This window comes from Sporomusa sp. (assembly GCF_057736855.1).
The window spans coordinates 2,434-9,855 of record NZ_JBYKYF010000098.1 but is presented as its reverse complement, the minus strand read 5'-3'; the positions used below and the strand labels follow the sequence as shown (position 1 = coordinate 9,855).

The 7,422-nt window shown below is 39.7% G+C and carries 7 protein-coding genes, 1 pseudogene and 1 other annotated feature; of the genes and pseudogenes, 2 read left to right on the top strand and 6 right to left on the bottom strand.

Translation table 11 applies throughout. The annotated features are described in order from the left end of the window. The 5 genes and pseudogenes from AC29Z1_RS08320 to yunB all read right to left on the bottom strand — a co-directional run. A partial coding sequence (locus AC29Z1_RS08320; protein WP_488270994.1) for a [Fe-Fe] hydrogenase large subunit C-terminal domain-containing protein occupies positions 1-1,205 on the bottom strand: 1,205 nt, incomplete at its 3' end. Between the two features lie 21 nt (positions 1,206-1,226). Continuing rightward, a pseudogene (locus AC29Z1_RS08315) lies at positions 1,227-1,388 on the bottom strand (hypothetical protein); the annotation flags it as partial. Beyond that, positions 1,324-1,575 carry a (2Fe-2S) ferredoxin domain-containing protein gene (locus AC29Z1_RS08310; protein ID WP_488270993.1) on the bottom strand — a complete coding sequence of 84 codons (252 nt, stop codon included), beginning with the start codon at positions 1,573-1,575 and terminating at the stop codon, positions 1,324-1,326. The gene AC29Z1_RS08310 and the pseudogene AC29Z1_RS08315, both read right to left, overlap by 65 nt. A gap of 197 nt (positions 1,576-1,772) precedes the next feature. Further along, the gene (locus AC29Z1_RS08305; RefSeq protein WP_488270992.1) at positions 1,773-1,901 is read right to left on the bottom strand and encodes a hypothetical protein; all 129 of its coding nucleotides are present in this window, start codon (positions 1,899-1,901) and stop codon (positions 1,773-1,775) included. Positions 1,902-2,152: 251 nt separating this feature from the next. Next, positions 2,153-2,857: a sporulation protein YunB gene (gene yunB, locus AC29Z1_RS08300; RefSeq protein ID WP_488270991.1), complete on the bottom strand. Its 705-nt coding sequence runs from the start codon at positions 2,855-2,857 to the stop codon at positions 2,153-2,155. Positions 2,858-2,985: 128 nt separating this feature from the next. Between yunB and AC29Z1_RS08295 the strand changes: the two genes are divergently transcribed. Next, a complete protein-coding gene (locus tag AC29Z1_RS08295) occupies positions 2,986-3,315 on the top strand; it encodes a small, acid-soluble spore protein, alpha/beta type (RefSeq protein ID WP_488270990.1) in 330 nt (109 codons plus the stop codon). 111 nt (positions 3,316-3,426) lie between these two features. Here the strand turns inward: AC29Z1_RS08295 and tyrS are convergent, their stop codons facing one another. After that, a complete protein-coding gene (gene tyrS, locus AC29Z1_RS08290) occupies positions 3,427-4,644 on the bottom strand; it encodes a tyrosine--tRNA ligase (protein ID WP_488270989.1) in 1,218 nt (405 codons plus the stop codon). Between the two features lie 67 nt (positions 4,645-4,711). Continuing rightward, positions 4,712-4,945: a binding site (T-box leader), on the bottom strand. A 216-nt stretch (positions 4,946-5,161) separates the two neighbouring features. Here tyrS and AC29Z1_RS08285 point away from each other — a divergent pair. Further along, positions 5,162-7,366, top strand: coding sequence for a penicillin-binding protein 1A (locus AC29Z1_RS08285; protein ID WP_488270988.1), 2,205 nt, complete (start codon positions 5,162-5,164; stop codon positions 7,364-7,366). Positions 7,367-7,422: the final 56 nt, after the last annotated feature.

The following is a 7,422-nucleotide window of genomic DNA, read 5'->3' as shown; positions in this document are numbered from 1 at the left end:
AACATGCGCGTAACGGCAGTATTAAATTCCTTTATAATCATCTTTTCATTAACGGCAATAATTGCGTTTAAAGAATTTTCAACAATGATATTAGCAAATGATTCCGCTTTTGAGCGCATATACGGTATGCACATATCTAGCTCGGCAATACCCTGGAATACGGCAACAGCTTTAGCACGACAGGTATCATAACCACAAGCGCCGCAGTTTTTTTCATCTTGAACTGTAAATTTTCCTGTTTGTTTGAGGATTTCTTGTATTTCTTCTTCTGTTGGAATGGCCGCATTAATGGCTTTGGACTGATAAGTGCGATGTACATCTATGGTTATGCCTGTAGCGTAATTCCCTGTAGCTGCACTACCCGTTTTGGCATAGGTTAATACTTGGTTCCGTTTGGTCTGCATGAATTGACGGCTGCCCATAGCAGGACCGCCGATACATCCTCCGGAACAGGCCAAAGCCTCAATAAATCGTGGGGAGATCTCATTATTAATTAATCCTTTAAATATTTCAATACAATTTTCAATACCATCAATGGCTATAATTTCTTCATCAGCCATACTTAAATACGGCATAATTATGCCCCCGGTTATCGGAAAACAGCGACCGATACTCGTAGATGTAAGCGTTGGTTGTGCTATTTTTTCTTCCAGCTTTGTATCCAGATGAGGCAATGAGATTATCCAATTTTTGAGGTCTTTAAAAGTTATTACAGCATCGACCTTCGAATCTGATTCACAGCCTTCGGCAATTTTAGCTATGCAGGGTCCGGCAAAAATAACAAAAGTATCTTCCCCGTACTGTTCTTTAATCAGCTTAGCATGAGCCAGCATTGGTGATACGACTGGTGCAAGGTTGTCGATTAACTGGGGGTAATATCTTTCAATAATATTTACAATTACCGGACAGCACGATGAAATTACGGTAGATTTCGGTAGATTATCCTTATGATTCAGCATATAGGTTCCATATATTTCCGAAATCATTGTGGCAGCTACAGCCGTTTCCGTTACGTAAGTTATTCCAGCATTAGTTAAGGTTTGTATTAGCTCAGCTTGCGTATATTCAGGGAAAGCCGTCACATAGGATGGCGCTAAGCTCAGCACAACTTTCTGTCCCGTTTCTAAGGCAGCCACTAAACGCTGTATTTGGTTGTCAACTTGTTTTGCTTTCTGTGGGCACTCAACAACACAGCGTCCACACAAAATACATCTTTCTTCAATAATATTGGCATGGACTTTTTTAATCCCGATGGCTTTAACTGGACATGAACGTACACAGCGGAAACAATCCCGGCAGTTTACTTTATGTGTAATAATAGCGTTAATCTTGTTTACCTCCCAGCACTTTGTCCATGAAAATATGATAGACCTTGTCTTTAGCAACATGAGTTATAATTTCGTCATTTAGTTTAATAACCACTCCTTCCGTACATTTACCCTGACAAAAATTTCCCTCAATATCAATCTCGCTTTGCACCTGATACTTGTCTATCAGTGCTCTAAAAGCATGTAACACACTATAAGCGCCGCGTAAATGGCAGGCGCTCCCAAAGCAAATAGATAACTTTAGCATTTATACACCTCGATATTTGCTGTGAAATATTTCACATTTAATTTTATATTATACCATAAACTACATTTACTTGTATACAGTATATAATTTTCAAGAAAGTTTTGTCATCCAATTACACAGTTAATAACGCTGCTCAATTTAGCTTGATAGTAAGATAATTTGAAACAATGAATAATTAATTTACTTACAAGCGTTTTTTAAACAGCAACTTTGCTTGTCTCATCGTTATGTAAACACCAAAATACTTTCTTAATTTCGTCAATAGTAACTTTGTAACCTAATTCAGCCGCTAAGTCAGATATGCTGGCTACATCGTTTTTTTGCATTCTACGGCAAAGCAAATAAGGCTATCTCTCCATAGATAAAAACCCATTTTGAGATAGCCTTGTTTTTATGTTTCAATTTGAACCCACAATGTTAGGAATAGTCATATCATACATGAGTATCACGACTAATTATGATTATTTTTTCAGCAGTGATGAATAGAAACGTCATGGTAAACATATCCGCCAATCAATTTTTCCATATAGTATCATAGAAGTTTCTTATGTCAATCTATTATCAGCTGAGGCGTAAGTTAATTATTAATTTTAATACCGTTATTACTGTCGTCGTTATGTCCACTAAAAACATTACCATCTAGGGGAAATGGAATTTGTACGTATGTACTAGGTACTTCACCGACAATCACATATTCAGCAATCGGTACTTGTGTATGTACACTGATGCTCTTACTGACTAAAGGAACCACGATACGAACTTGTGTAGTGGCAACTAAATATACCATATGCCTGGTTTGGTTAATACCTGCATGCTCAAATTTATCAACCACTTTAACCTGGACCGTACCAATCGGAATAATAGTGACTGTAATCTTAGGGCCCATGCTTGCCAGAAATTGACTGCCTAATACCTGACCAATAGGAATTTGGATTTTTTCTTCTATAATTTCTTTCAGTGCCTCTTGTACCTTAATGGTAGTATCAGCACCCAGCCTATTAAACTCCATTGTATTAGGTTGAATCAATACTACGCGCCCACGCTCATCTAAGGTAACATTTAGCAGTGTTTTGGGATCAACCGTAAGACTGACTTTATTGTTAATAACATTATTAATTGCTTGGGTTGCGATCAGTGTTGCTCTTGCTTCAGCAATTGCCATTAGAGTTGGTTTTAAGTTTGTCTCAGTCAGCCAGAAAAACCATACCGTTACTATTACCGATAATATCAATGCTATTGGGAAGAGTGGTATTGTACGTCTGCGCCGCAACGAAAACCTCATGTCTCCCCCCTCCTACGGTCACTTTCACATTATTGGTTATTATATATATGACAAAACCGGATTATCGGTTACTACATTCATTAAAATTAGTTCATGGGGAATACTACAAAAAATGTGAGGTGATTACTATGGATGATTTAAAAAAATTAAAGCTGCAAGTAGCCAATGAGACTCTTGGGCGTGAAATGAACAGGGAAATAACTGCTGAAAATTACGAGCGTGTTCTTGAAGAAAAAAAACTCGAAATAGCTCAAGAACTTGGACTTAAGGAAAAGATAGAAAGTGATGGCTGGGAAAATATGACTACCCGGGAAGTGGGAAAAATTGGCGGTCAGATGGGCGGCCGCATAGGTGGCCAAATGGTAAAGAAACTTGTTTCGATGGCTGAGGCTCAGATGGCTCCGGTCGAAAGTGAAGCTATAGAGGATAGTAAAAAGCATTTGGAAGATAAACCCTGAAAATAAAAATCGGGTCGCAGTCTGCGACCCAATTTATTTATTATTTATTTCGGAATGAAACCAATATCTTTTGCGCAAAGGATAAGTTCGGCTATAATACTGGCTTTTTTTTTATTCGATAACAATCCGGTGATAATTCTTCTTTCCTTTACGGATAAGGAGACTATTGTCCTTAAATAAGTTAGCTGTCAGCAAAAAGTCTGGATCAGAAACCTTGGCATCACCAATATAGAGTCCACCTTGCTGAATAAGGCGCCGTCCTTCACTTTTTGAGGCAATAATTCCTGTACCTGCAAGAACATCCAGTAATTTTGTACCAACCATATCACTGGTAATTGATACGGTTGGAGCATTGTCTAAACTTCCGGTGCCGCCAAATAATGCTTCTGCAGCTTGCTTGGCTTTTTCTGCCTCTTCTTGACCATGAATAAGTTTAGTTACCTCAAAAGCCAGCGTGGCTTTAGCAATATTAATTTCTTTATCCTTTAGTGCACCCAACCTCCGGACCTCATCCATTGGTAAAAACGTAAGAAGCGCCAGGCATTTTTCTACATCGGCATCATCGACATTGCGCCAGTACTGATAAAATTCATAGGGAGAAGTTTTCTCAGCATCCAGCCATAAGGCTCCTTTCTGAGTTTTGCCCATCTTTCTACCGTCACTAGTGGTTAACAACGTGAAAGTTAACCCATAGGCCGGTTTGCTTTCCTTACGCCTGATCAGATCTGCGCCCGCCAAAATATTAGACCACTGGTCGTCACCGCCCATTTGCATAATACAATTATAGCGGCGGTTGAGTTCCAGAAAATCATAGCTCTGCATCAACATGTAGTTGAACTCCAGGAACGATAATCCTCTATCCATGCGCTGCTTAAAGCATTCGGCAGTTAACATACGATTAACCGAGAAATGGATGCCAATATCTCGAATAAATTCTACATAGTTGAGATCTAATAACCAATCGGCATTATTTACCATTAAGGCTTTATTATCAGAAAAATCAATAAACCGTTGCATTTGCTTTTTAAAGCGTTCGGCGTTATGTTCAATATCTTCTCTGGTCAGCATTTTTCGCATATCGGTTCTACCGGAGGGATCACCGATCAGCGCTGTTGCTCCACCAATAAGACAAATCGGACGGTGACCAGCCTGCTGCATATGGGCCATCACCATCATTCCCAGAAAATGTCCGACATGTAAACTATCGGCTGTGGGATCAAAACCGATATAAAAAGTAATTTTCTCCTTAGCCAATAACTCTGCGATTTCCTCTTCATGTGTTAGTTGCTGAACATAGCCGCGTTCTTTAAGAATATCTAATACAGACATGACTAAAAGCCTCCTTCGTTACATTAATCAGATTTTATGACTGATAAAAAAAATGCTCTCGTTCCTGGTTAGGGACGAGAGTTAAACCCGTGGTACCACCCTTGTTGCTAACAATGAGCCACTCAAGCGAAGTAAAGAAACTTCTGACCAGATAACGGTGGCTCCGGCTCAGCTTACTTGTACTTTACTTTCAGCCTGCTGCTCATAGGTGTATTTCAGTCAGTCGGCCTACTGAGTTTCACCATCCCCCAGCTCTCTAAAAGACCGTCTCTGACTTACTTCTCCTATTCATCACATTTTACATCTATGTTGCATATGTTTTATTATTTGATAATTAACGCTACACAATAACTTAGTAACCGCATTATAACATAACAATTTTAATATTGCAAACCACTGCCAAAGAATATCCTATCAATAACTTTTTATGATATAATGGTTAACGAATCAAATCCTTTTTAAACTAGTGGTAATAATATTTACGCTGCAATGTAAGTGATCGCAGGGGGAGGAAATTATGCAAGATAAAAATAGTGAGAATAAAGAATCAGGCAGACGACGTCCTAAAAAAAATTTTCGGACAGTCACCATTATTGCTATATTAGTATTCTTAGTTATGCTAACAGGTGCAGGCCTTGGATTTTTGACAGCTAGCATTCACACGATTCCCATCCTGAAGGGAGAAATACGTCCAGCCGTTTCTTCACAAATTTTTGATGTTAACGGAAGGCTTATAACTACCATCCATTCAGTAGAAAATCGATTGCCGGTGTCTATAAACAAGATACCTAAAAATTTACAAAATGCGTTTATAGCGGCTGAAGATGTCCGGTTTTATCAACATAGCGGCATTGACCCCCGCGGTATTCTTCGGGCTCTTTGGTCAAATATTACTAATCGAGGAATAGCGGAAGGCGGTAGTACGATAACCCAACAATTAGCTAGAAATGCTTTGCTATCGCAGGAACAGACAATTAAACGGAAAATCCAGGAAGCTTTTTTATCTCTGCAAATTGAGCGGCAATACAGCAAACAAGAAATATTAGAAATGTATTTGAACCAAATCTATTTTGGGCAAGGTGCATATGGTGTTCAAACTGCAGCCCAAGTTTATTTTGGAAAAAATGTTGAAGATTTAAATTTAGCAGAGTGTGCTATGCTTGCCGGCATACCAAAGAGTCCTAATTATTATTCCCCTTTAAATAATTTTAAAGCAGCTAAAGAGCGCCAGGCTGTGGTATTAGATCAACTGGTTAAATACGGTTACATTGATTCAGCCACAGCGCAGAAAGCCAAAAATACGGAAATTAAGCTGGTTAACCGTAAATCAACCAACACTACGACTGCTTCCTATTTTACTGATTACGTGTTACAATTGCTAATCGAAAAATATGGTGCTGATGCTGTATATAAAGATGGCCTGAAAATCTATACCACATTGGATTTAGATATGCAACAAGCGGCAGAACAGGCAATGAATGAGCTGCTTCCGACGCATCGTATTGAAAATGGAATCAAACAACCACAAGGTGCATTGGTAGCCATTGACCCTCATAACGGTCATATCAAGGCAATGGTTGGTGGCCGGGGTAACGATCAGTTTAACCGGGCAGTTTTAGCCGAACGCCAGCCGGGCTCATCATTTAAACCGTTTGTCTATTTAGCAGCTCTAGAAAGTGGTTTTACACCGGCCAGTATTATTGAGGATAATCCTGTTAGCTTTGGTGATTGGTCGCCAATGAATTATGATCGGCGTTTTCGAGGACCAGTAACCCTGCGTACAGCACTTGAACAATCATTAAACGTTGTAACTGTAAAATTAGCTCAGCAAGTCGGTATTGATAAAACATTATATTATGCTCAGCAAATGGGGATATCTACGCTGGTGCTGCATGGCAGTACCAATGACCGAAATTTAGCTATGTCGTTAGGCGGTCTTACCCGTGGTGTGACTCCGCTAGAGATTGCCAGTGCGTACGGAGTATTGGCAAATGGTGGTGTTCGAGTTGAGCCGATAGCTATAATTAAAGTGGTTGATCGCAACGGTAAAGTCATTGAAGAAACCATTCCTAAGGCAAGGGTAGTTATCAATGAACGTAGTGCATATTTACTTACCGATATGCTACGGGGTGCTATCACCCATGGTACTGGTGCAGGCGCCTACTTTGGCCGTCCGGCTGCTGGCAAAACCGGTACTACCAGTGATTATAAGGATGCTTGGTTTGTCGGTTATACACCTGATTTGGTAGCGGCTGTTTGGATGGGTTATGATAATCCAGATTATCTGGGTGGTATTACTGGTGGTACAATACCAGCCAGCATTTGGCAAAAATTTATGCGAGAGGCTTCTACCAAGTATGTTGCCCGCGATTTTGTTAGACCATCAGGCATTGTAACAGCCAGAATATCCACCGAAGATGGTTTGCTTATCAATGATCCTAATAACAAAGCGGCACGTGAAGAAATTTTTGCCGAAGGTACTCAACCCACCAAAGTTTCAACAGTTACCGCAGCCAAAGATGATAAGGATAAGAAAAATGGCCAGGATGCTGACAAAAATAAAAATGATGATAAAAATTCAATCCATGCAAGTGATGCCGAGGCCTTATCTCCTGGAGAGCTAATTCCACCGCCGCCACCAGCAAGGAATGATAAACATACCGTTGATCCGTTGTTACCTCCCCCACCACCGAGGCCAGCGGATGTAAACAAGAAAAATTAGTATAAAAAACACGCGTAAAAATACGCGTGTTTTTTTCTACTTAAGAATATACATTA

Bases quoted from the DNA above. Each gene is read 5' to 3' on its own strand.
- tyrS (WP_488270989.1), bottom strand. From the start codon at position 4,644: ATGTCTGTATTAGATATTCTTAAAGAACGCGGCTATGTTCAGCAACTA.
- AC29Z1_RS08310 (WP_488270993.1), bottom strand. From the start codon at position 1,575: ATGCTAAAGTTATCTATTTGCTTTGGGAGCGCCTGCCATTTACGCGGC.
- AC29Z1_RS08305 (WP_488270992.1), bottom strand. From the start codon at position 1,901: ATGCAAAAAAACGATGTAGCCAGCATATCTGACTTAGCGGCTGAATTA.
- AC29Z1_RS08295 (WP_488270990.1), top strand. From the start codon at position 2,986: ATGGATGATTTAAAAAAATTAAAGCTGCAAGTAGCCAATGAGACTCTT.
- yunB (WP_488270991.1), bottom strand. From the start codon at position 2,857: ATGAGGTTTTCGTTGCGGCGCAGACGTACAATACCACTCTTCCCAATA.
- AC29Z1_RS08285 (WP_488270988.1), top strand. From the start codon at position 5,162: ATGCAAGATAAAAATAGTGAGAATAAAGAATCAGGCAGACGACGTCCT.